The organism is Oceanisphaera sp. IT1-181 (assembly GCF_033807535.1).
Taxonomy (GTDB): domain Bacteria; phylum Pseudomonadota; class Gammaproteobacteria; order Enterobacterales; family Aeromonadaceae; genus Oceanimonas.
Genome location: NZ_CP136856.1, coordinates 531,607 through 552,456, shown reverse-complemented (window position 1 = coordinate 552,456; position 20,850 = coordinate 531,607). Strand labels below are relative to the sequence as shown.

The following is a 20,850-nucleotide window of genomic DNA, read 5'->3' as shown; positions in this document are numbered from 1 at the left end:
TCGGCTTGGTGCCAGAAAAGTGAAACTCAATCTTCGGCCGCTGAACGTTTCGCGCCGTACGCTATACGTTAAAGGACAAAATACCGCCTCACACTCACTGGTGTTTACGTACGGCGTATAACGTCAGGCGTGGCTAACGTTCTCTTAGCGTTCTTTTAGCTTCTCTTGTCGCCAATAGGCCTCTAATTCTTCTAAACTACAATCTTGGCTGTGTTTACCCTCGGCCTGCAAAGCTTGTTCAACACCCCGAAAGCGACGCTCAAATTTATCATTGGCCCCGCGCAGCACGGCTTCTGGGTCTTGTTTCAAGTGGCGTACTAAATTCACACAGGCAAACAGCACGTCACCCAGTTCATCGGCGATGCGGGCCGAGTCCTGCTCTGGCTGCGTTAGCTCGGCCATCACTTCATCCAGCTCTTCATATATTTTTGCCAGCACCGGCGGTAACGCTTGCCAGTCAAAGCCCACCGCCGAGCAGCGCTTTTGTATTTTATTGGCACGGGTGAGAGCCGGTAGATTACGCGGAATATCATCTAAGGCGCTGGTGGCATTGGCATCTTGTTGACGACGCTCTTCGGCTTTAATGGCTTCCCAGTTGGCCTTGATCTCCTCTTCGCTGGTAAAGCGGCTCTCACCAAGCTCATGGTTAACAAACACGTGTGGATGGCGGCGAACCAGCTTTTCGCTAACCGCTTGTACCACATCATTAAAATCAAATAGCGCCTGCTCTTTGCCGAGTTGTGCGTAAAACACCACTTGAAATAACAAGTCACCCAGCTCACCCGGCAACTCATCCAGCGCATTGCGAGTAATGGTATCCGCCACTTCATAAGCCTCTTCTAAGGTGTGCGGCACTATGCTGGCAAAGTCTTGTTTTTGATCCCAGGGGCAGCCAGATACGGGATCACGCAGCGCCGCCATAATGCCAAGCAAGTCGTCGAGAGAATAAGATTTCATGGGGTTCCTGTGAGAAAAATAGCCGTACGTTATGCGCTGTATGCCTTACGTGAAAGACGAACAGCGCCTTGTGTTAACCTACCGCGTAAAGCGTATCGCGGCTCTTAAAGCCGTTTCGCTTCAATAATATCCGGCAATTGGCTGATTTTGGCTAAAGCGCGGCTTAAGCTATCTATGTTGTAAATGCGCAGTGCCATGTCCATGGTCGCGGTTTGTTGTTTACGACTAGCTCGACTGCTGAACTCCACCACATTAATTTTTTCGTTGGCCAAAATAGTGGTGATATCGCGCAATAAGCCAGATCTGTCGGTGGCCACCACGCGCAAGGTGATTTTATAGCCTCCGGCGTTATTTTCGCCCCATACTGCTTCTACCACGCGCTCTGGGTGCTGGCTTTGTAATTCTTTTAATTGCTCGCAATCGTCACGGTGAATGGAAATACCCCGACCTTGGGTAATAAAGCCAGTGATCTCATCACCCGGTATCGGTTGGCAGCAACGGGCGATATTGGTCAACAGATTACCCACGCCCTCCACCACTATATGGCCCTTAGAGTTAACAGTGGTGGGCTTTTTAGCGGCGTTTAAGACTAATTGGCGCAGTACCGCTTCGTCTTCTTCCGCGCTGGTGGGCTTTTTATGCAGCCCTTGCAGGTAATTAAGCAGCTGGTTAATACGCAGATCGCCGCCGCCAATACCGGCCAACAGATCATCGATATGGGTGACGTTATAGCGCTCTAATACCGTTTTGTTAATCAAGGAAAATTGCAGGCCCACGCGCTCCAGCTCTTTATCCAATACTTCACGGCCGGCCAGTATATTCTTATCGCGGTCTTGTTTCTTAAACCAAGTGCTGACCTTAGCGCGGGCGCGGCTGGTACGTAAAAAACCCTGATTCGGGTTCATCCAATCGCGGCTCGGATTAGGCTGCTTTTGGGTAATGACTTCCACCTGATCGCCGGTTTGCAGCGCATAGGTAAAGGGCACGATGCGACCATCAATTTTGGCACCGATACAACGATGGCCAATTTGACTGTGAATGTAATAAGCAAAATCCAGCGGCGTGGCACCCAGCGGCATGTCCACCACCTCGCCTTTAGGCGTAAAGACATACACGCGGTCTTCAAACACTTGGCTGCGCAGCTCGTCTACTAAAGAGCCACTTTCAGTCAAGTCTTCTTGCCAGGCCAGCAGCTTTCTCAGCCAAGTGATTTTATCCTCAAAGCCACTTTGCTTGGTATTACCGCCGCCTTCTTTGTATTTCCAGTGTGCGGCCACACCCAGCTCTGCATCTTGATGCATCTGACTGGTGCGAATTTGTATTTCAACGGTTTTGCCCTCTGGGCCTAACACTACCGTGTGAATCGACTGATAACCGTTAGGTTTAGGGTTGGCCACATAGTCATCAAACTCGCGTGGAATATGCCGAAACTGGGTATGTACCACCCCGAGTGCGCCGTAGCAGTCTTGCAAATGCGGGGTGATCACCCTCACTGCGCGCACATCGAACAACTCGTCAAAATCCAGATGCTTCTTCTGCATTTTGCGCCAAATACTGTAGATGTGTTTAGGTCGGCCATAGACCTCCGCCACCACACCCGCCTCGGCTAACGCGTCTTTTAAACCACTGACAAAGTCATGAATGTACGCTTCGCGCGCCAACCGTTTTTCATGTAACAAAGACGCGATGCGCTTGTAGGTCTCGGGGTGTAAATAGCGAAACGATAAATCTTCCAGCTCCCACTTTAGCTGGCCGATACCAAGACGGTTGGCCAAGGGGGCGTAGATGCTGGCAATTTCTTTGGCCACCAAGACGCGGGTTTCTTCATCGGCACCTTTCACTTCACGCAGGCAGGTGATGCGCTCCGCGAGCTTGATTACCACGGCGCGCACGTCTTCCACCATGGCCATCAACATGCGCCGCACGCGATCAACTTGTACTTCTGAGTTTTTCTCATTCTGCACGTGCTGCAAGGAGCGGATGGCTTCCATGTCAATCACGCCTTGCAATAAGCGCGGTATGGCAGCGCCAAACTTGGGTTCAATTTCCGCCAAAGTTAGGTGACCGGCTTCCACAAAGGGGTATAGCATCGCGGCCTTGATGGTCTCGATGTCCATACTCAAAGTGAGCAGTATGCCCACCATCTCGACCCCTTGGGCCTGTAATTGCAATAAATCCGGCAGCGGCGCTTTCAAGTTTAAGCAACACTCATACAGCGCTTTTAACTGCCCTTGTTCTTCTGCCAAGAACGGCAAGCTCGCCGCCCATTCTTCTAGATTGAAGGTGACGGTAAGATGAGTATTGCGTACTGCAACCATAGTTATCCCTTAACTTAACTCAATTCGAACAAGGCCATTGCTTCGCAATGCACCGTATGGGGAAACATATCAATTAAACACAAGCGTGTTAGACGATAACCCGCCGCCAACAATGGCAAGCTGTCGCGCGCCAAGGTCACCGGATTACAAGACACATACAACAGACGCTCAGGTGCTAACTCACACAAATAAGGCATCACCTGCTCGGCACCGGCGCGACCGGGATCCAATAACACCCGCTCAAATCCTTGCTGAGCCCAGGGTTCTTGGGTGAAGTCTGCGGCTAAATCAGCCCGATAAAACTGCGCTTGATCTAAGCCATTGTCTTCTGCGTTACCGCGCGCTTGCTCCACCATTTCCATCACTCCCTCTACGCCAATCACCGCATGCCCGGCGGACGCTAGCGGCAAAGAGAAGTTGCCCACACCACAAAACAAATCCAATACCGCATGATTAGGGGTGGGTGCCAGCCAGTCTTGAGCTTTGACCACCAATTGGCCATTAAGCGGCCCATTGATCTGAATAAAATCACCGGGAGTGAAAGAGAGCTTTATATTATCTATCTGATAATAAAGTGAAAAAGGTACATGTAAAGGCCGACGATTATTATCGTCTTGTAAAAATAACGCCAGATTACGACTCTGCGCAAAAGACACCAGTAATTCCAGATCGTGAGCCGACAAACTGGCCGTGTGGCGCAACAATACCGCCACGCCCTCACTCGCATCATAAAGCTCGATATGACCCAATTGCTTGGTGGCCTTGAGCGCATTTAATAAGGCTCTCAGCGGCGCTATCAACGCAGATAATTGCGGGCGCAACACGCCACAGTGCTCGATTTCCACCAATTGATGGGACTGACTGCGTCTAAACCCTAACGCCACGCCCTTGCCTTGCAGGCGGATCGACAAGCGCGCCACCCGTCGATAGCCTTGGGTGGACGAGTCAGTTAACCATTCGGGCTCGGGCAAGTCTGTGATGCCTTGACGAGAAAAAAGCTGTGCCAGCGTGCGCGCCTTGAGTGCGCGCTGCTCTAATACCGCCATATGCTGCAAAGAGCAGCCGCCGCACTCATTAATATAAGGGCAAAAAGGCTTTGCTCGGGTAGCGGCTGGGGTCAGCACTTTTAGTAACCGCGCGGTTTGATACTTGGCATTTTGTTGCTCGATGCGCACTCGCACTTGCTCGCCTTTAAGGGCGGCCGGTACAAACAGCGGCTTCCCTTGATGGCGAGTCACACCTATCCCATGGCTATTCACTTCAGCGATGGTCACGTCTAACGGCGCTTGAGTGGCGAGCTTGGGTTTGCTTTGCTTGAAGAACTGAACCATAAACGTGGAGGCCTCGAACCGGCTATGTCATCATAAGCATCTGTTGATTTGATGCGCGTATTGTCCCACATTAGCCCACTATGACCAAATACGGCCTGCGAGCCAGAATACTCGCCTACACCATAATTCCTACCCTGCTGATTGGTATATTTTTAGCCGGCTACTTTTCTGTGAGCCGCTATCAGCAATTAGAAGAGTCGCTGATCCGCCAAGGGGTCAACGTGATCGAGCCCATGGCGCTGGCCAGCGAGCTGGCCTTAACCAGCCGCAATCGCGAGGCGCTGAATCGGCTGCTCAGTAATATTCATCGTAATAATAGCCCGCTGGTCAAAGCCATCGCCTTGTTTGATGAGCAGGGGCACTTATTAGTCACCTCTAATTATCATCGAGATTTCACGCAACTGCGCTTAGCACAAGGCGAGCCTATCCCGTACGCCACCGAGGTGGAAAGTGGTGAGGACGGCATTATTTTGCGCACCCCAGTACTTAGCGACAATATTCAAACCGACTCGACTTGGGAAGACGTCTCGACTATTTCCATCGGTTACATCGCCATGCAGTTGACCAACGACTCGGCCATGCTGGTGCATTATAGAGATACTTTTTTTGCCAGCCTGATAGTGCTGTTGGGCGTGCTCTTGAGCATGCTCTTTGGTTTGCGCTTAATTAAGGGCGTATCTAAGCCTGTCACCGATATGATCACCGCCATCTATAAAATTCGTGAAGGTCGGCTCGACACCCGGGTGCACGGTGAGTTTACCGGCGAAATGGACATGCTAAAAAGTGGCATTAACGCCATGGCCAAATCCTTGTCTGAATATCACGATGAAATGCAGCAAAACGTCGATCAAGCCACCTCGGATTTGCGCGAAACGTTAGAGCAAATTGAGATTCAGAATATTGAATTAGACATGGCCAAAAAGCGCGCTCAAGAAGCGGCGCGGGTCAAAACCGAGTTTTTGGCCAATATGTCCCATGAATTGCGCACCCCGCTCAATGGCGTGATCGGCTTTGCTCGGCAATTACAAAAAACTCGCCTTACCGCGAATCAATTCGATTATCTCACCACCATCGAAAAGTCGGCACAAAATCTGCTCAGCATCATTAATGATATTCTCGATTTTTCTAAGCTTGAAGCGGGCAAGCTGAAGATGGAGCAACTGCCTTTCTCCTTGCGTGATGCCTTACAAGAAGTGATGACGTTACTTGCCCCCAGCGCCCATGATAAAGGGCTGGAGCTCTCGTTACGGGTAGATGCGGCTGTGCAAGACAGCCTAGTGGGTGATTCGCTGCGCTTGCAGCAAGTGCTGACCAATCTGGTCGGCAACGCCATTAAGTTTACCGAGCAAGGCAACGTGGATGTGCGCGTCGATGCCTGTCCGGCCAGACAGCCCGAACGCGCGGCACTGCGCATTCACGTACAAGATACGGGAATTGGTATTTCGGACGTGCAGCGTCGCCAGTTGTTTCAAGCCTTTAATCAAGCGGACTCCAGTATTTCTCGCCGCTATGGTGGCACCGGTTTAGGCTTGGTGATCACCCAAAAGCTGGTGCATCAGATGGCGGGCAACATTGAGCTGCACTCTGAATTAGGTGCAGGCTCAGTGTTTAGTTTTACCCTAGAACTCAATCGGGCCGTATTACCACTGGCCGAACCCCTGCCACTGGCCAGACTTAGCCGAAAAACCGTGCTCTATATCGAAGAAGATAACTTTAGCCGCCGCGCCACCAATGCCTTACTGCGTGAATGGGGCGTGCAGCTACTACATGAGCACAGTGAGAATACGCACCTAGATTGCGTACTACTCGGCTTTGGCCCCAACGCCTTGCCCAGCCAAATGGAGCAGAGTATTGAGCAACACAAAGCACAAGGCCGTAAGGTGGTGGTGTTACTGAGCTCTACAGACCCTATTTTAGCCGACGCTTTGGTGCGCCACGGTGCCCACCTGTGCCTTACTAAGCCCGTTCATTATCAACGCTTAGCGCAGGCCCTGCTCAATCACACAACCGCCCGCCCAAAGCAAATCAGTTATCAACAAACCTATTTGGAACAAGACGCTCAAGGCCAAACCGAGCCTGTCACTTTACTGCAAATTCCTTTACTGCCCGCCAGCCAAAAGCAGCAGATGCGCGTGTTAGCCGTGGATGATAACCCCGCCAACCTTAAACTGATTAGCGCCCTGCTGCGCGAGCAAGTCAGCCAAGTTGATACTTGCTCTAATGGCCAAGAAGCCTTGAATTTGGCGACCGTGAATCACTACGACGTCATTTTTATGGATATTCAAATGCCCTTGCTGGATGGCATACAAGCCACCCAAGAAATTCGCGCCGGTCAGGGCCCCAATGCGATAACGCCGATAGTGGCGGTGACCGCTCATGCCATCGCCGGTGAGCGCGAGCGCTTAATACTGCAAGGCATAGATGATTATCTGGCCAAGCCGCTCGATGAAAATATGCTGGCTCTGCTGATCCAGCGCTTCGCCCAGCCAGCCGAACCCAATAAAGGGCACAGCCAAATTAATTGGCAACTGGCCATGAAACAAGCGGGCAATAAACCTGAGCTAGCCAAAGACATGCTGAGGCTGTTGCTAGAGAGCTTTGATGAATTTGAACCCCTGCTCAATGCGGCGCTATCGGGCGAATTAGGCGAGCAACAATTGTATACTGCCTTGCACAAGCTGCATGGCGGGACCGCCTACTGTGGCGTACCGGCGTTACAGTCGTTAGTGTCTGAGCTAGAACAGGCCTTATTAGCCAAACAATCGCTTAGCGAATTAGAGCCAGAATTACTCGAACTCGAAGAGCGACTCGCTCAAGTACGAGCAGAGGCGAAGGCTTATTTGTAAGGCGTGAAGCGTGAAGCGTGAAAAGATAATGCAATAAAAACGCCGAGCAATTCGCTCGGCGTTTTCTCTTCGTTCAAGGTCTGTCGTACAGTTTGGCTTTATGGTCAGTGCCTGTTACACCTCTCTCCTCACCCTTTACCCTTCACGATTAAATCCCTTGTCTTGCTTCTTGCATTAAACGCTTCATGTCGCGGATGGCTTTTTCTAGGCCATCAAAGGCGGCGCGGGCGATAATCGCGTGGCCAATATTCAGTTCATGCATCTCAGGAATGGCGGCAATGGGTTTCACATTGTGGTAATGCAGGCCGTGACCGGCATTTACCTTTAAGCCTGCCTTATGCGCATAAGTGGCGGCGGCGGCAATACGCTGCACATCTGCCGCTTGCTCTTCTTCGGTTAAGGCATTGGCATAATGGCCGGTGTGAATTTCAATAAAGGGCGCACCGGTAGCCACGGCAGCGTCAATTTGGTTGTGCTCGGCGTCAATAAACAGCGACACCTTAATGCCAGCTTTACTCAAGCGTTGCACGGCGGCGGTCACTTTATCTAGCTGGCCGGCCACATCTAAGCCACCTTCGGTGGTCACTTCTTCGCGTTTTTCTGGCACGAGACAGACGAAGGCAGGCTTAATACGACAAGCGATATCGAGCATTTCTTCGGTGACTGCCATTTCCAAATTCATCCGCGTTTGGATAGTGTCACTTAATATTTCCACATCGCGGTCAATAATATGGCGGCGGTCTTCACGCAGGTGCACGGTAATACCGTCGGCACCGGCAAGCTCTGCCAGCGTGGCCGCATACACAGGATCCGGATAGCTGGTGCCCCGCGCATTACGCAAGGTAGCAATGTGATCGATATTAACGCCTAAATATAATTCACTCACTGCGACTTCCTCTCTTTCCTTTGATAAACAGCGCTCGACTGCGCAAAGGTCGACCCGCTAAATAGGGGGCCAACGCTTGGCGACTAAAGTGTTTGGCGGCTTGCAGTACCTCAGCGGTGCTAAAGTCTAACTCCGCCAAGGCAGTTAGGTGTGCGCCCACATAGGCGCCGGGTTGTGGCTTCAATAAACGGCTAAAGCCCGCTTCCGATTGATACTGATACCAAGCGTTGGCGTCTATCGCCTCCCCCGTCTGTGCATCGACGGTAAAGTCCACGCCATAGCCCAAGACACTGAGCATATAAAACTCAAAGTGGCGCAAGCAAGGCTCAAGGCTCTCACCCGCCGCTAACTTGTGCAAGGTGCTTTGATAAGCATCAAACACCTCGTCGAAGGGGGTGTGGGCTTCTAACAGGTAATAAATGAGCTCGTTGAGATACAAGCCACTGTATAAAGCGGTACTGGTCAGGCGAATGGCCGGTGCCGTGGATTCCACTTTAAATAGGGTTTTAAGCTCCCCCTTGCCACCAAAGGTAAGACTTAAGGGCACAAAGGGCTGTAACAGCCCTTTAAGTGGCGAGCGAGGTTGTCGGCTGCCTTTAGCGATTATGCTTTGGCGCCCCTGCTCTTGAGTGAATACCTCGACCAGCTGGCTGGTTTCTCGGTAGGGGCGACTGTGAATAACGAACGCCGCCTGCCCCTTCATCAATCGTCACCGTACCCCAAGCTGCGCAGCGCTCGCTCGTCATCGGCCCAACCGGATTTAACCTTGACCCACAGCTCGAGAAACACTTTTTGCTCCAGCAATCGTTCCAGATCTAAGCGGGCTTCGGTGCCGATCACTTTTAGTTTTGCACCTTTGTTGCCGATCACCATGCGTTTTTGACCCGTTCGCTCCACCAAGATCAAGCCGTTAATGCAGACCACGCCCTTGTCGTTCACCTCATAGGTTTCGATTTCTACGGTTACAGAGTAAGGTAATTCCTCACCCATAAAGCGCATGATCTTTTCACGGATAATTTCCGCCGCCATAAAGCGCGACGATCTATCTGTGATGTAGTCTTCGGGAAAGTGATGGGGTGACGGCTTCAAACGGCCACGAGCTAACTTAGCAATCACATCGACGTTAGTGCCCTTCTCGGCAGACATAGGCACGATATCAGCGAAGTCCATCTTAGTGGCCAGCCATTGCAGGTGCGGCAACAGCTCTTCTCTGGTCTCAACGTTATCAATCTTATTCACGGCCAACACGACTGGGCACTCTAAACGACGCAGCTTGTTCAGCACCATCTCATCATCCGGCGTCCACTTAGTACCTTCCACCATAAATACCGCCATCTCCACATCGCCCAAAGAGCTGGATGCGGCGCGGTTCATTAAGCGGTTAATGGTGCGCTTTTCTTCGATGTGCAAACCGGGCGTATCCACATAGATAGCCTGATAAGCGCCCTCGGTGTCGATGCCCATGATGCGGTGGCGCGTCGTTTGTGGCTTACGCGAGGTGATGCTGATCTTTTGCCCTAACAGCTGATTCAGCAGCGTCGATTTACCCACGTTGGGGCGACCGACAATGGCGATAAAACCGCAATAAGTTTGTTCTTGTGCTGTCATAGCAAGACTTCCAAAGCATGTTCGGCCGCTGATTGTTCGGCCTTGCGACGACTGGTACCAATGCCAATCACAGGTTGTGCCATGCCTTCAATCTGGCAATGCACGGTAAATTTTTGGTTGTGAGCTTCACCAATCACTTGCTCCACCGTATAGGTAGGCAAGGGTTTGCGCTTGCCCTGCAACAGTTCTTGCAGGCGCGTTTTGGGATCTTTTTGGTCGATACCCGGCTGAATCGCATTAAGGCGGTCTTCATACCAGCCCAGCATCATGGTTTGCATCTGCTCAATATTGGCATCCAGATACACGGCGCCAATAATGGCTTCTACCGCATCAGCCAAAATCGACTCACGGCGAAAACCACCGCTCTTCAGCTCACCGGGGCCTAAGATTAAATACTCGCCCAGTTCAAACTCACGGGCCAGCTCGGCCAAGGTTTTTTCTCGCACCAGCGTAGCGCGCATTCGCGACATGTCACCTTCGTTAACCCGAGGAAAACGATGGAACAGCGCATCGGCAATCACCATGCTCAGCAGTGAATCACCCAAAAACTCTAAGCGTTCATTATGGCGTGAGCCGGCGCTGCGGTGGGTTAACGCCCGTACCAACATGGCTTGGTCATTAAAGGTGTAACCTATTTTCTTTTCTAAAATGTGCAAATTTTTCATTAATGAATAGCGCCTATGCGGCTAAAACGGACATTACTGGGCACCCAAGCAGGTAACCAGCTGTCTGCGTTACGTTCAAATTCAAAGCTAATCCAGATGGCCACAGCTTTACCGACTAGGTTTTCTTCGGGTACAAAGCCCCAAAAACGGCTGTCGGTACTGTTGTCTCTGTTATCACCCAAGGTAAAATAATGTCCGGCCGGTACTAGCCACTCGTTCTGAGCCGTGTTGGGCTGGCCATAATAGAGCGACACGCGGTCTGGCTGTATGGGATTGCGCAGAATATCGTGGCCGCGCTCCGTTAAATTTTCACTAAAGCGCTCCAATGCTGTGCCCATTTGTGAAAACTCGCCCGCTTGCCCTGGGGTCAAGGCCACAGGAGCAAAGTCTGGGCAATCCGTGCCATCACAAGCCGGCTTGATAAACAGCTGCTTATCTTGATAGATAACTCTATCGCCCGGCAGGCCTACCACCCGTTTGATGTAATCGACGCGGGTATCTTCTGGGTATTTAAACACCACTACATCGCCGCGCTTAGGCTGGCCGGTAGCAATTAAGGTGGTATTGCCCACCGGCTCTTTTAAGCCGTAGGCAAATTTTTCTACCAGAATAAAATCACCCACCAGCAGGGTCGGCATCATGGAGCCAGACGGTATTTGAAACGGCTCGTAAATAAAGGAGCGCAAGATCAATACCGCCGCAATCACTGGGAAAATAGAGCGTGCTTGCTCAATCCAACCCGGTACTTTGGCGGCACGCACTAAGGCAGCTTCATCCACTTTATTGCCGTGGGCCACTTGGGCCTCGGCTATCTTGCGCGCTCGGGCAGGGGCCCACATCCACTTATCACAGGCCCAAATAATGCCGGTCACCAGCGTGACCAGCACTAAAATCAAGGCAAAATTACTCGCCATACTTACTTATCCTTACCGACGTGAAGAATCGCTAAGAAGGCATCTTGCGGTATATCTACCCGACCCAATGACTTCATGCGTTTTTTACCTTCTTTCTGCTTAGAGAGCAGCTTTTTCTTACGACTAACGTCGCCGCCATAACACTTAGCGGTTACGTCTTTGCGCAAGGCTTTAACGGTACTACGCGAGATTATCTGGCTACCAATCGAGGCTTGAATGGCAATATCAAACATCTGGCGCGGAATAAGCTCGCGCATCTTATCTACCAACATACGACCACGATAAATGGCATTGGCTTTGTGAGTGATAACGGCCAAGGCATCAACGCGGTCACCGTTGATCATAATATCCAGGCGCACCATGTCAGCGGTTTCAAAGTGGCTAAAACCATAATCCAATGAGGCATAACCGCGGCTGCACGACTTCAAACGGTCGAAGAAATCCAGTACCACTTCCGCCATCGGAATATCGTAGCTGAGGGCCACCTGCTTGCCGTGATAGACCATGTTTTTCTGGGTACCGCGCTTCTCGATGCACAAGGTGATCACGTTGCCCAAGTATTCTTGTGGTACCAGAATATTACACTCGGCAATCGGCTCACGCAGCTCTTCGATATTGTTCAGCGCCGGCATATTGGACGGGCTAGAAATATAAATCACTTCGCCGTCAATTTTGACGATTTCATACACTACGGTTGGTGCCGTGGTAATCAAGTCCAAGTCGTATTCGCGCTCTAAGCGCTCTTGGATGATTTCCATGTGCAACAAGCCTAAGAATCCACAACGGAAACCAAAGCCTAACGCATTAGAGGTTTCTGGCTCATAGAACAAAGAGGCATCGTTGAGCGAGAGTTTATCCAGCGCATCACGGAAAGCTTCATAGTCGTCGGCAGAAATTGGGAATAAGCCCGCATATACCTGTGGTTTCACTTTCTGAAAGCCCGGTAATACAAACTCAGCGCCGTGCTTAGCGTGGGTCAGTGTATCGCCCACAGGTGCACCGTGAATTTCTTTAATACCGCACACTACCCAGCCCACTTCGCCGCAGCCGAGGCCGTCGGTGTCGGTTTGCTTAGGTGTGAAAATACCAATGCGATCCACCCCCCACACTTGGCCGGTGCTCATTACTTTGATCTTATCGTGCTTCTTCAGCTTGCCGTGCTTCACCCGCACCAAAGAGACCACGCCCAAATAGGGGTCAAACCAAGAGTCAATGATCAGCGCCTGCAGCGGGCCATCTGGGTTGCCTTCTGGTGGCGGGATTTGGCTGACAATACGCTCCAGCACTTCATCCATACCCACACCGGTTTTAGCGGAGCAGCGCACCGCGTCCATGGCCACTATGCCTACTATGTCTTCGATTTCGGCCGCTACTCGATCAGGCTCCGCCTGCGGCAAGTCAATCTTGTTCAAGATCGGGACCACTTCTAAGTCCATGTCCAGTGCCGTGTAGCAGTTAGCCAAAGTCTGTGCCTCAACACCCTGACCTGCGTCAACCACCAGCAAAGCTCCTTCACAGGCGGCCAAAGAACGAGAAACTTCATAAGAGAAGTCTACGTGCCCCGGAGTATCGATAAAGTTAAGCTGGTATGTTTCGCCGTCGTCGGCCTGGTAGTTGAGGGTCACACTTTGCGCTTTAATGGTAATGCCGCGTTCGCGCTCTAAGTCCATGGAGTCGAGCACTTGCTGTTGCATTTCTCGGTCTGACAAACCCCCACACACCTGGATCAAACGATCGGACAGGGTGGACTTGCCGTGGTCTATATGAGCGATGACGGAAAAGTTACGAATGTGCTTCATGATGAGATAAGGAGTCCGTAGTCTGAAAAGCAAAGGTAAAGGCAGGATTCTACTGGATTAGCATTACCGAGGCCAATCCTTAGTCAATATTAGGTGGCGACTGTGCAGTGCCAAGGTTCATTAGAGTCAGGGTTAGTGCGGCATAAACAAAGGTAGTCAGGGAGTATCAGCCTCATACGCAACGCTTGCCATGGGCAGCAAGACGGCGATGATCACCGGCTCTGTTGCTAAACGCCCATCTCGCCCTGCCCAGCGGGAGGCTAACACGAAGCCAAGCGTACCGCCGATGGCCGCACCCAAAATGGTACCGCCATCACCCATGCCCAAACCTATGCTGGCCAACAAAGCGCCAGTCAGCACTAATAACAGCGGGAATAAATACACTAAAAACACACTGCGCAACAAGCTGTGATCAGGAATGCCAATGCGCACTTGTTGATTCACGGTGAGCGCTAGTTCGGTGGCGATCACAAATCTATGGTCGCGGCCAGGCAAGGCTTTAGAAACGATGCCGGTACCGCAGTTGCTGTTTTGCTTGCACTGACCACAGGCCGACTTGCTAAAACACACCACTTCTACCTGCCCGTCATATACGGCAGAGACGGTCGCTATTTCTTCAATCATGCGCGGTCCTCTGCTTTATCTGTAAGTCCATTAAGCAATAAGACCATTAGGGCGTTTCAACGCGGGTAATGGACTCGGCAATTTGGCGAGCGGTTTCAACAGGAATCGCTCCCACCACGGTAATATCTGCACCGGCAGGCGAAATAACACTCAGCAAATGGGTGGCACCTTGGCGCACGAGTTGTTGCTTCACTTCCGTCTGCGCTTTGGCTTGAGACAGATACACAGACACATCCACCAAACTGTTAGAGAGCATCACGTAATCCACCGCTTGCTCGGTAATGGGCAGCTTATGTTTATCTTGCGAGCGCAGCTCAAAGCCCGCAGGCATCCAGCCAAAACGCCAAGGCAGCTGCTGTTGCGGTGCCGGATATACGTCAGACACAGACACCAATGCAGGCAAATTAGCGGCTTTTAATTCTTTAATTAACGGGCTCGGCATATCGCTGACTTTAAGTGCCACGCCCATGCTTTGCTCCACCACTTGAGCATCTTCACTCAACGTATCCAACCTCACCAATAAGCCGGTTTCTTGATCCAACCACAACATATAGCCGTAATAATCCGCTGATTTAGGCACTAAGCGCACTACTTGCGCCACTCTGCCTAATACCCGGCTGCGCCCTGCCGACACCGCATCATATTTAGCTAATAAAGAGTCGAGCGACATTTGTTGTAGTCGGTAAAAAAGACCAGGCAGATTAGAGTTTTTTAGCGTATAGCCACTGTGGCTGGCATCGAAGAAACTGGTTTCATCGCCGCGCTGCACAAACTCTCGAGGCCGACCATTGAGGTGAGTGAGATGGGTAAACACTTGGCCGTCAAGGTGGCCCCGAGTCAGTCGCTTAGGCTCAAGTTCACCTTGGCTAAATTCAATCAGAGTCAGCTCAAAGTTAAGTTGTTGATAAGCCTGCTGCATGCGCTGCAACAAGCTGGGCGCCGAGCCATCTTCGGCCATGACAAGACCGGGAAAAACCCATGCAAATATCAGGATAACGGCACTCAGCCCCTGTTTTTTCAAACTGTTTACCTTTAATTTTTATGAAGTTGCTACTAAGAAGTTGCTAAGTGTGGCGCAGTCGCTCGTTTTTATACGGTTGCTAGGTGTGGCGCAACCGCTCGTTTACGCTAGCGCTAGTGTTGGCGCAACCGCTGCTGCAACTCATGATCCATCAATAATTCATGAATACGTCGTTGCTGCTCTAATAATACTTGTTCATTCGTGGGCTGCTGTGACTGAGCTCGGTAATTCAGGCTCACGGGCGTCGCACTGCCACTCAGGGGTATGGTATTGAGCACTGGCGATTGCATATCTTGCTGGCTGTATTGTTGCACGCCCACAATTAATGCCGCCGATACAGATGCAGCAATCGCAAATTGCCCGGCGTAACGCATCATGGGCGCCAAACGACCAAAGCGGCCTCGCACCACATTACTCGCTACGGCTTGCTCAGCTGAATCTTGTGACTGAGCATTGGCGCTGCCAGTGCTAATAGTGCTCACCGAATGCGGTGCTTCATCAGCTAACGCCGCTAAGATGTTATCACTCAAATCCAGATGCAAATGCGTAGGCAAGTCGTTGCGCAAGGCATCACCATACAGATGATAACGCGCAAAGGTATCTGCCAATGCAGGCTCGCTACTCAATTGCTCCAGCAAGACCTTGTCTTGAAGCTCGCCGTCAACCAAAGCCGAAATCTGCTCTTTGTGTGCCGCCTTGTTTGCCGCATTAGTGGCTTCATGGTTTGCAGCATTGGTGGCTTCATGGTTTGCCATGTGGTTTGCCATAACAGTTATTCTCCGTTCAACCCTGAAGTAATGGCTGGACTCGCTTGTCGATTGCTTCGCGTGCTCGAAATATTCGAGAGCGAACTGTGCCTACTGGACAGTCCATCACGTTGGCAATATCTTCGTAGCTCATCCCTTCCAGCTCTCGCAAGGTTATCGCTGTTTTAAGATCTTCGGGCAGTGCGTCTATGGTGTCAAAAACGGCCCGCTTAATCTCTTCCGATAACATGAGTCGTTCCGGTGACGCTTGGTCTCTTAGGCCATTGCCACCGTCATAATACTCTGCGTCTTCTACTTCAACATCGCTACTGGGTGGGCGTCGTTTTTGCGCCACTAAGTAGTTTTTTGCCGTGTTAACCGCAATGCGATACAACCAAGTATAAAAGGCACTGTCGCCTCTAAATCCGGGCAAAGCCCGATAAGCTTTAATCAATGCTTCTTGCGTCACATCCGGTACATCACCTGAGTTGGACACGTATCGCGACACTAGGTTCGCCACTTTATGCTGATATTTTTTAACCAGTAAGCCGTAGGCGTTCTTGTCACCACGCTGCACCCGTTCAACCAGCTGCTGATCTGTAAATTGATCGCTCATGGGAGCCGCGTAACCTCCGAATAGTCCGATGCTAAAACCCATCGGCTCGTAATAAGCGCATCTCTATTGACTACGGATGCGAAGAAAAGTTCAAGTGTCTGTTAACCATTCGCTGTTCAACGGTGGTTGCGCCAATCACATTTTTACGGCGCGATTGCTTATATATCTAGAATAACTGCATTACTTAAGCTTTGCCTTGTATAAAGCCACCCTCTACCACTGCAAAAACCACCGTGACAAACCAGCAGCCCCTCAACTCAGTTAAGAACGGTGATTCTGGCTGCGCCGACAGCCCGCTTGCGATAACATAGAAAAATTATCCACAGTGGGTCAATGATACTTATGAAGGATCCTGTTGAATATCTCTGCGACGTACTCATTATTGGTAGTGGCGCCGCCGGACTCTCACTGGCATTAAAACTGGCCGATCACGCCCAAGTGCACTTACTCAGTAAGGGCCCGCTCGCAGAAGGCTCGACCTTCTACGCTCAAGGTGGCATTGCCGCCGTGTTCGATGAAACCGATAGCATAGAGTCTCATGTGGCCGATACCCTGATTGCTGGCGCCGGCTTATGTGACGAGGCCGTCGTCGAATACACCGCCCGCCAAGCCCCGGATGCCATTCAATGGCTGATTAATCAAGGCGTGCCCTTCGATACCGAGCCCTCGGCGCAGGGTAAAGAGGCATACCATCTCACTCGTGAAGGCGGCCACAGCCACAGACGTATCTTTCATGCCGCCGATGCCACCGGTAAAGCGGTGCAACTCACGCTAAACGAACGCGTACGCCAACATCCTAACATTCATATTCTCGAACGGGTTAACGCACTCGACTTAATTACCAGCGCCAAACTAGAGCCTGCCGCTAACGACACTGGCCAACCTGCTCAAGAAACAAACCAAACCGGCAATCGAGTGTTGGGCGCCTATGTCTGGAACCGCAATAAAGAACGAGTAGAAACCATTCGCGCCCGCTTCGTAGCCATGGCCACGGGCGGCGCCTCTAAGGTTTATCAATATACCTCAAACCCAGATGTCAGCTCTGGCGACGGCATTGCCATGGCGTGGCGCGCTGGCTGTCGGGTGGCCAATATGGAATTTAATCAGTTTCACCCCACCAGCTTGTTTCATCCCGATGATAACAACTTTTTACTCTCCGAAGCGCTGCGCGGTGAAGGGGCGCTGCTTAAACGCCCGGATGGCAGTCGCTTTATGCCAGATTATGACTCACGAGGCGAATTAGCCCCCCGTGACATAGTGGCGCGCGCTATCGATCATGAGATGAAACGCCTTGGCACCGAGTGCATGTATTTAGATATTAGCCATCAGCCGGCAGATTTTATCCTCAAGCACTTCCCCACTATTTATGAGCGCTGCTTAAAAGTCGGCATCGACATTACCCGCCAACCCATGCCTGTGGTGCCCGCCGCTCATTATACGTGCGGTGGCGTTATGGTGGATGAGCACAGCCAAACCGACATTCAGGGTTTATATGCCATCGGTGAAGTATCTTACACCGGCCTGCACGGAGCCAATCGCATGGCGTCTAACTCCTTATTGGAGTGCATTGTATTTGCCCGCGCCGCCGGCCAAGATATCTTAGCCAAGCTGGCCACCACGCCTGAGCCTCCTATCTTGCCGTTGTGGGATGAAAGCCAAGTGGCCGACTCTGATGAAGAAGTGGTGATCCACCATAACTGGCATGAATTGCGGTTATTTATGTGGGACTACGTAGGCATAGTGCGCTCCGACAAACGCTTAGAGCGTGCCAAACGGCGCATAGAATTATTACAGCAAGAAATCCAAGAGTATTACGCCAACTTTAGGGTCAGTAATAACCTGCTGGAGCTGCGCAATCTCGCCCAAGTGGCGGAGCTAATCGTACGCTCCGCCATGGCGCGCAAAGAATCCCGTGGCCTACATTACACCTTGGATTACCCAGATAAACTGCCTAACCCTAAGCCAACGATTTTAGAGCCATAGAAACCGCGGTACGTTTTGCGCCTTACGCCGTAAGTTTGTTGTGGCCGTCGTACCGGGCTTGCCCCGGTATCTCGTTATTGGGCACTAAAACCAAAAAGAGAGATCCTGATTTACATCAGGAAGACGGCCAATACAAAAGACACCAAGTTTAAAGATTCGGTGTCTTTCGCCTCACACCTTACGCTTATCGCCTCACAGTTTTCTGGAGGGATCTGCTTGCAGTATTAATTGCGTCAGCCGTCGATATACGGGTTCGGGTAGCGCATCTTGAAACAGCCAAAAGGCCGGCAAGCGCTGCTCGTCCAGCATCAGCACTAAAAAGCCGGGGCCTACTCGGCTGTGGTGGGATAGTCGGCCGCTGCGTGTATTTAAGCTAATCACACCTTGGTTGTATTCGCCGGTTAGCGCATAAGCGCGGCTGCGATAATAAAGTAACCCGCACACCAATAACCACACGGTTGTAAACCAAGGCAGTATATCTGCGCGTAACAAAAAGCTAGCGGGCAGCCACCATAGGCTGGCCACCGCTAACAAATAATACAGGTGATACAGCGAGGGTTTAGCGCTGATTTCGAATCTGGTTACGCTCAAGAATGAATTCCACCATGGCTTGAAACTCGGGTACTTGCGCTTGTTGATGCCTCATTAACCAAGCGAATAAGTCTGGATCATCACTTTCTAATAAGCGTTCAAATGTTTTTTGTTCCGCCTCGTTGAGCCCATCGTATTCGTGCTCCACAAAGGGGCCTAAAATCACATCCAATTCCAGCATGCCACGGCGGCACGCCCATCTTAAACGAGGCTTATTTGAAGCATTGAGCGAGGTCTTGAGCATGATTGTTTCCAAAAGATAAAACAAAACTCATAGTATAAGCTCCTATGACTACTGACAAATGTGTTGGCCATCTTTACCATGGCGGTCACACTTAACTAATTGATAACCTTTAAGGGGAGCGCCCATGTTGACTCTTTCTTCTTCTCCCGTGCTGTATCCGCTGACCGACCGAGCCGTGATCAGCTTAACCGGTGCCGACCGCACCAAGTACCTGCAGGGCCAAGTTACCTGTGACGTAGACTTACTCAATGCCGGTGACGCCAGCCTAGGCGGCCACTGTGACAGTAAAGGCCGTTTGTGGGCCAGTTTTTGGCTGGCTAATCTCGGCGAAGAGCTGTTATTGGTATTAAACGCCTCTTTATTGGAGCGTCAATTGCCTGAGCTAAAAAAATTCGCGGTGTTCGCTAAAACCGACGTTGAGGCAGTCACTGAGCAGTGGCAGGTATTTGGTTTAGCCGGTGAGGGCTTATCCTACTGGTTAGATCAGCAATTTGAAGGCTCAAACAACCTGCTGCAAGGCGGCGTTGTTATTCCGGTAGCGGCTGAGCACGCGCTCTTGCTGCTGCCTGCAGGAACCCCGCCTCCCGAATTGCCACTGGGCAATGAATCCGATTGGCGCGGCTTAATGATCCAAGCCGGTTTGCCAGATATGCAGGCCGAGCATCAGGGGGAATATATTCCGCAGATGCTAAATTTACAGGCCTTGAACGGCATTAGTTTTACCAAAGGCTGCTACTTAGGCCAAGAAACCGTGGCCCGCGCTAAGTATCGGGGCGCCAATAAAAAGGCCATGTTTGTATTGTCAGGCCACGCCAGCGCTCCCATTAGCGCCAATCAAGATTTGGAATTACAGCTGGGTGAAAACTGGCGCCGTGCTGGCACTGTGCTGAGTGTTTATCAAGACGGCGAGCAGTGCATCTTAACGTCGGTGCTGAATAACAACCTTGAGCCCGATGCAGTGTTACGCATCAAAGGCCAAGACGACAGCCGCCTCAGCCTGCAAGCCCTACCCTACAATCTGGTAGACTAAGCCTCATTAGCTAAAATCCAGATACACAAACAACCATCAACCGAGTGCAGCGAGCTCTGCACTCGGTTTCGCTGATGTTGCCATTAACGGCGGCTGTGTTCACGCCCCAAGAGGCGTGAGCACAGCCGTCACATAGGAGTCTTCATGCGTAATACGCTGGATCGTATTCGTCATACCTTAGGCTTTGAATTTATCGGCCTACTTATTTTTACCCCCTTCGCCATGCTGGTATTCGGCTACAACATGTTTGAAATGGGCCTGATGGCGGTGGTGGGCTCGGTGATTGCCACCGTGTGGAACTACATTTATAACCTGTTGTTTGACCACGCCATGGTAAAAATTCGTAACAACGTACATAAAACTACGCTGATCCGCGTGTTACATGCTGGTCTTTTTGAAGGCGGCTTATTGGTGCTGTTTTTACCGATGATTGCTTGGTATTTAGAGATAAGCATCTGGGAAGCCTTCACCATGGGCATGGCCATGTCCGCGTTTTATTTGTGCTACGCCTTTGTTTATAACCTGATTTACGACAAGGTATTTCCAATCCCCGATAACTTATCCCAAGCGCAGCAAACTTGAAAAGAGCGTTAAGATAAAATACCGCGGTAAGCTATAAGTCGTACGCTGTCAGTAAAGAAATAAACAAAAAACGGCCCTTTGTTGGGCCG

19 protein-coding genes are annotated in these 20,850 nt (G+C 51.2%); 4 read left to right on the top strand and 15 right to left on the bottom strand.

Translation table 11 applies throughout. The features are described 5' to 3' along the window. Window positions 1-144: 144 nt before the first annotated feature. From mazG to rlmD, 3 genes are all read right to left on the bottom strand, one after another. Complete coding sequence (gene mazG / locus R0134_RS02480; protein ID WP_319783329.1) at window positions 145-957, bottom strand: nucleoside triphosphate pyrophosphohydrolase; 813 nt, start codon at window positions 955-957, stop codon at window positions 145-147. A gap of 104 nt (window positions 958-1,061) precedes the next feature. Further along, the gene (gene relA / locus R0134_RS02475) at window positions 1,062-3,275 is read right to left on the bottom strand and encodes a GTP diphosphokinase (protein ID WP_319783328.1); all 2,214 of its coding nucleotides are present in this window, start codon (window positions 3,273-3,275) and stop codon (window positions 1,062-1,064) included. Window positions 3,276-3,289: 14 nt separating this feature from the next. Beyond that, window positions 3,290-4,606: a 23S rRNA (uracil(1939)-C(5))-methyltransferase RlmD gene (gene rlmD, locus R0134_RS02470; protein ID WP_319783327.1), complete on the bottom strand. Its 1,317-nt coding sequence runs from the start codon at window positions 4,604-4,606 to the stop codon at window positions 3,290-3,292. A gap of 80 nt (window positions 4,607-4,686) precedes the next feature. Between rlmD and barA the strand changes: the two genes are divergently transcribed. After that, on the top strand, window positions 4,687-7,452 hold the full coding sequence (barA, locus tag R0134_RS02465; protein WP_319783326.1) for a two-component sensor histidine kinase BarA: 2,766 nt from the start codon (window positions 4,687-4,689) through the stop codon (window positions 7,450-7,452). A 148-nt stretch (window positions 7,453-7,600) separates the two neighbouring features. Here the strand turns inward: barA and pdxJ are convergent, their stop codons facing one another. The 10 genes from pdxJ to rpoE all read right to left on the bottom strand — a co-directional run bounded on the left by pdxJ (window position 7,601) and on the right by rpoE (window position 16,331). Then, complete coding sequence (gene pdxJ, locus R0134_RS02460) at window positions 7,601-8,338, bottom strand: pyridoxine 5'-phosphate synthase (RefSeq protein ID WP_319783325.1); 738 nt, start codon at window positions 8,336-8,338, stop codon at window positions 7,601-7,603. Next, complete coding sequence (gene recO / locus R0134_RS02455; RefSeq protein ID WP_319783324.1) at window positions 8,331-9,041, bottom strand: DNA repair protein RecO; 711 nt, start codon at window positions 9,039-9,041, stop codon at window positions 8,331-8,333. The genes pdxJ and recO overlap by 8 nt, the downstream gene beginning before the upstream one ends. Beyond that, a complete protein-coding gene (era, locus tag R0134_RS02450; protein WP_319783323.1) occupies window positions 9,041-9,946 on the bottom strand; it encodes a GTPase Era in 906 nt (301 codons plus the stop codon). Before era ends, recO begins: the two co-directional genes overlap by 1 nt. Further along, on the bottom strand, window positions 9,943-10,611 hold the full coding sequence (gene rnc / locus R0134_RS02445; protein ID WP_087036946.1) for a ribonuclease III: 669 nt from the start codon (window positions 10,609-10,611) through the stop codon (window positions 9,943-9,945). Before rnc ends, era begins: the two co-directional genes overlap by 4 nt. Beyond that, window positions 10,611-11,525, bottom strand: a complete 915-nt coding sequence (gene lepB / locus R0134_RS02440) for a signal peptidase I (RefSeq protein WP_319783322.1) — start codon at window positions 11,523-11,525, stop codon at window positions 10,611-10,613. Before lepB ends, rnc begins: the two co-directional genes overlap by 1 nt. Before the next feature lie 2 nt (window positions 11,526-11,527). Next, the gene (lepA, locus tag R0134_RS02435) at window positions 11,528-13,324 is read right to left on the bottom strand and encodes a translation elongation factor 4 (RefSeq protein ID WP_319783321.1); all 1,797 of its coding nucleotides are present in this window, start codon (window positions 13,322-13,324) and stop codon (window positions 11,528-11,530) included. A 156-nt stretch (window positions 13,325-13,480) separates the two neighbouring features. Continuing rightward, the gene (locus tag R0134_RS02430) at window positions 13,481-13,948 is read right to left on the bottom strand and encodes a SoxR reducing system RseC family protein (protein ID WP_319783320.1); all 468 of its coding nucleotides are present in this window, start codon (window positions 13,946-13,948) and stop codon (window positions 13,481-13,483) included. A 46-nt stretch (window positions 13,949-13,994) separates the two neighbouring features. Continuing rightward, window positions 13,995-14,969 (bottom strand): MucB/RseB C-terminal domain-containing protein, encoded by a 975-nt coding sequence (locus tag R0134_RS02425; protein ID WP_319783319.1) that lies wholly within the window; start codon window positions 14,967-14,969, stop codon window positions 13,995-13,997. A gap of 113 nt (window positions 14,970-15,082) precedes the next feature. Continuing rightward, a complete protein-coding gene (locus R0134_RS02420) occupies window positions 15,083-15,724 on the bottom strand; it encodes a sigma-E factor negative regulatory protein (protein ID WP_319783318.1) in 642 nt (213 codons plus the stop codon). 28 nt (window positions 15,725-15,752) lie between these two features. Next, on the bottom strand, window positions 15,753-16,331 hold the full coding sequence (rpoE, locus tag R0134_RS02415; protein WP_319783317.1) for an RNA polymerase sigma factor RpoE: 579 nt from the start codon (window positions 16,329-16,331) through the stop codon (window positions 15,753-15,755). 342 nt (window positions 16,332-16,673) lie between these two features. Here rpoE and nadB point away from each other — a divergent pair, with 342 nt between their 5' ends. Beyond that, window positions 16,674-18,314, top strand: coding sequence for an L-aspartate oxidase (nadB, locus tag R0134_RS02410; protein ID WP_319783316.1), 1,641 nt, complete (start codon window positions 16,674-16,676; stop codon window positions 18,312-18,314). Window positions 18,315-18,506: 192 nt separating this feature from the next. On the opposite strand, the gene R0134_RS02405 is transcribed toward nadB, so the two are convergent. Both R0134_RS02405 and R0134_RS02400 read right to left on the bottom strand, forming a co-directional pair. Beyond that, window positions 18,507-18,905: a protein YgfX gene (locus R0134_RS02405; RefSeq protein WP_319783315.1), complete on the bottom strand. Its 399-nt coding sequence runs from the start codon at window positions 18,903-18,905 to the stop codon at window positions 18,507-18,509. Further along, window positions 18,874-19,149 (bottom strand): succinate dehydrogenase assembly factor 2, encoded by a 276-nt coding sequence (locus R0134_RS02400; protein ID WP_319783314.1) that lies wholly within the window; start codon window positions 19,147-19,149, stop codon window positions 18,874-18,876. Before R0134_RS02400 ends, R0134_RS02405 begins: the two co-directional genes overlap by 32 nt. A gap of 124 nt (window positions 19,150-19,273) precedes the next feature. Between R0134_RS02400 and R0134_RS02395 the strand changes: the two genes are divergently transcribed. Beyond that, window positions 19,274-20,179: a folate-binding Fe/S cluster repair protein gene (locus R0134_RS02395; protein ID WP_319783313.1), complete on the top strand. Its 906-nt coding sequence runs from the start codon at window positions 19,274-19,276 to the stop codon at window positions 20,177-20,179. Between the two features lie 144 nt (window positions 20,180-20,323). Continuing rightward, window positions 20,324-20,761: a PACE efflux transporter gene (locus R0134_RS02390; protein ID WP_319783312.1), complete on the top strand. Its 438-nt coding sequence runs from the start codon at window positions 20,324-20,326 to the stop codon at window positions 20,759-20,761. The last annotated feature ends 89 nt before the right edge of the window (window positions 20,762-20,850 follow it).

Coding starts and splice junctions, on each gene's coding strand:
- mazG (WP_319783329.1), bottom strand. CDS start 957: ATGAAATCTTATTCTCTCGACGACTTGCTTGGCATTATGGCGGCGCTG.
- lepB (WP_319783322.1), bottom strand. CDS start 11,525: ATGGCGAGTAATTTTGCCTTGATTTTAGTGCTGGTCACGCTGGTGACC.
- rnc (WP_087036946.1), bottom strand. CDS start 10,611: ATGAAAAATTTGCACATTTTAGAAAAGAAAATAGGTTACACCTTTAAT.
- recO (WP_319783324.1), bottom strand. CDS start 9,041: ATGAAGGGGCAGGCGGCGTTCGTTATTCACAGTCGCCCCTACCGAGAA.
- nadB (WP_319783316.1), top strand. CDS start 16,674: ATGAAGGATCCTGTTGAATATCTCTGCGACGTACTCATTATTGGTAGT.
- relA (WP_319783328.1), bottom strand. CDS start 3,275: ATGGTTGCAGTACGCAATACTCATCTTACCGTCACCTTCAATCTAGAA.
- R0134_RS02420 (WP_319783318.1), bottom strand. CDS start 15,724: ATGGCAAACCATGAAGCCACCAATGCTGCAAACCATGAAGCCACTAAT.
- R0134_RS02400 (WP_319783314.1), bottom strand. CDS start 19,149: ATGCTCAAGACCTCGCTCAATGCTTCAAATAAGCCTCGTTTAAGATGG.
- rpoE (WP_319783317.1), bottom strand. CDS start 16,331: ATGAGCGATCAATTTACAGATCAGCAGCTGGTTGAACGGGTGCAGCGT.
- rlmD (WP_319783327.1), bottom strand. CDS start 4,606: ATGGTTCAGTTCTTCAAGCAAAGCAAACCCAAGCTCGCCACTCAAGCG.
- lepA (WP_319783321.1), bottom strand. CDS start 13,324: ATGAAGCACATTCGTAACTTTTCCGTCATCGCTCATATAGACCACGGC.
- R0134_RS02430 (WP_319783320.1), bottom strand. CDS start 13,948: ATGATTGAAGAAATAGCGACCGTCTCTGCCGTATATGACGGGCAGGTA.
- R0134_RS02390 (WP_319783312.1), top strand. CDS start 20,324: ATGCGTAATACGCTGGATCGTATTCGTCATACCTTAGGCTTTGAATTT.
- R0134_RS02395 (WP_319783313.1), top strand. CDS start 19,274: ATGTTGACTCTTTCTTCTTCTCCCGTGCTGTATCCGCTGACCGACCGA.
- barA (WP_319783326.1), top strand. CDS start 4,687: ATGACCAAATACGGCCTGCGAGCCAGAATACTCGCCTACACCATAATT.
- era (WP_319783323.1), bottom strand. CDS start 9,946: ATGACAGCACAAGAACAAACTTATTGCGGTTTTATCGCCATTGTCGGT.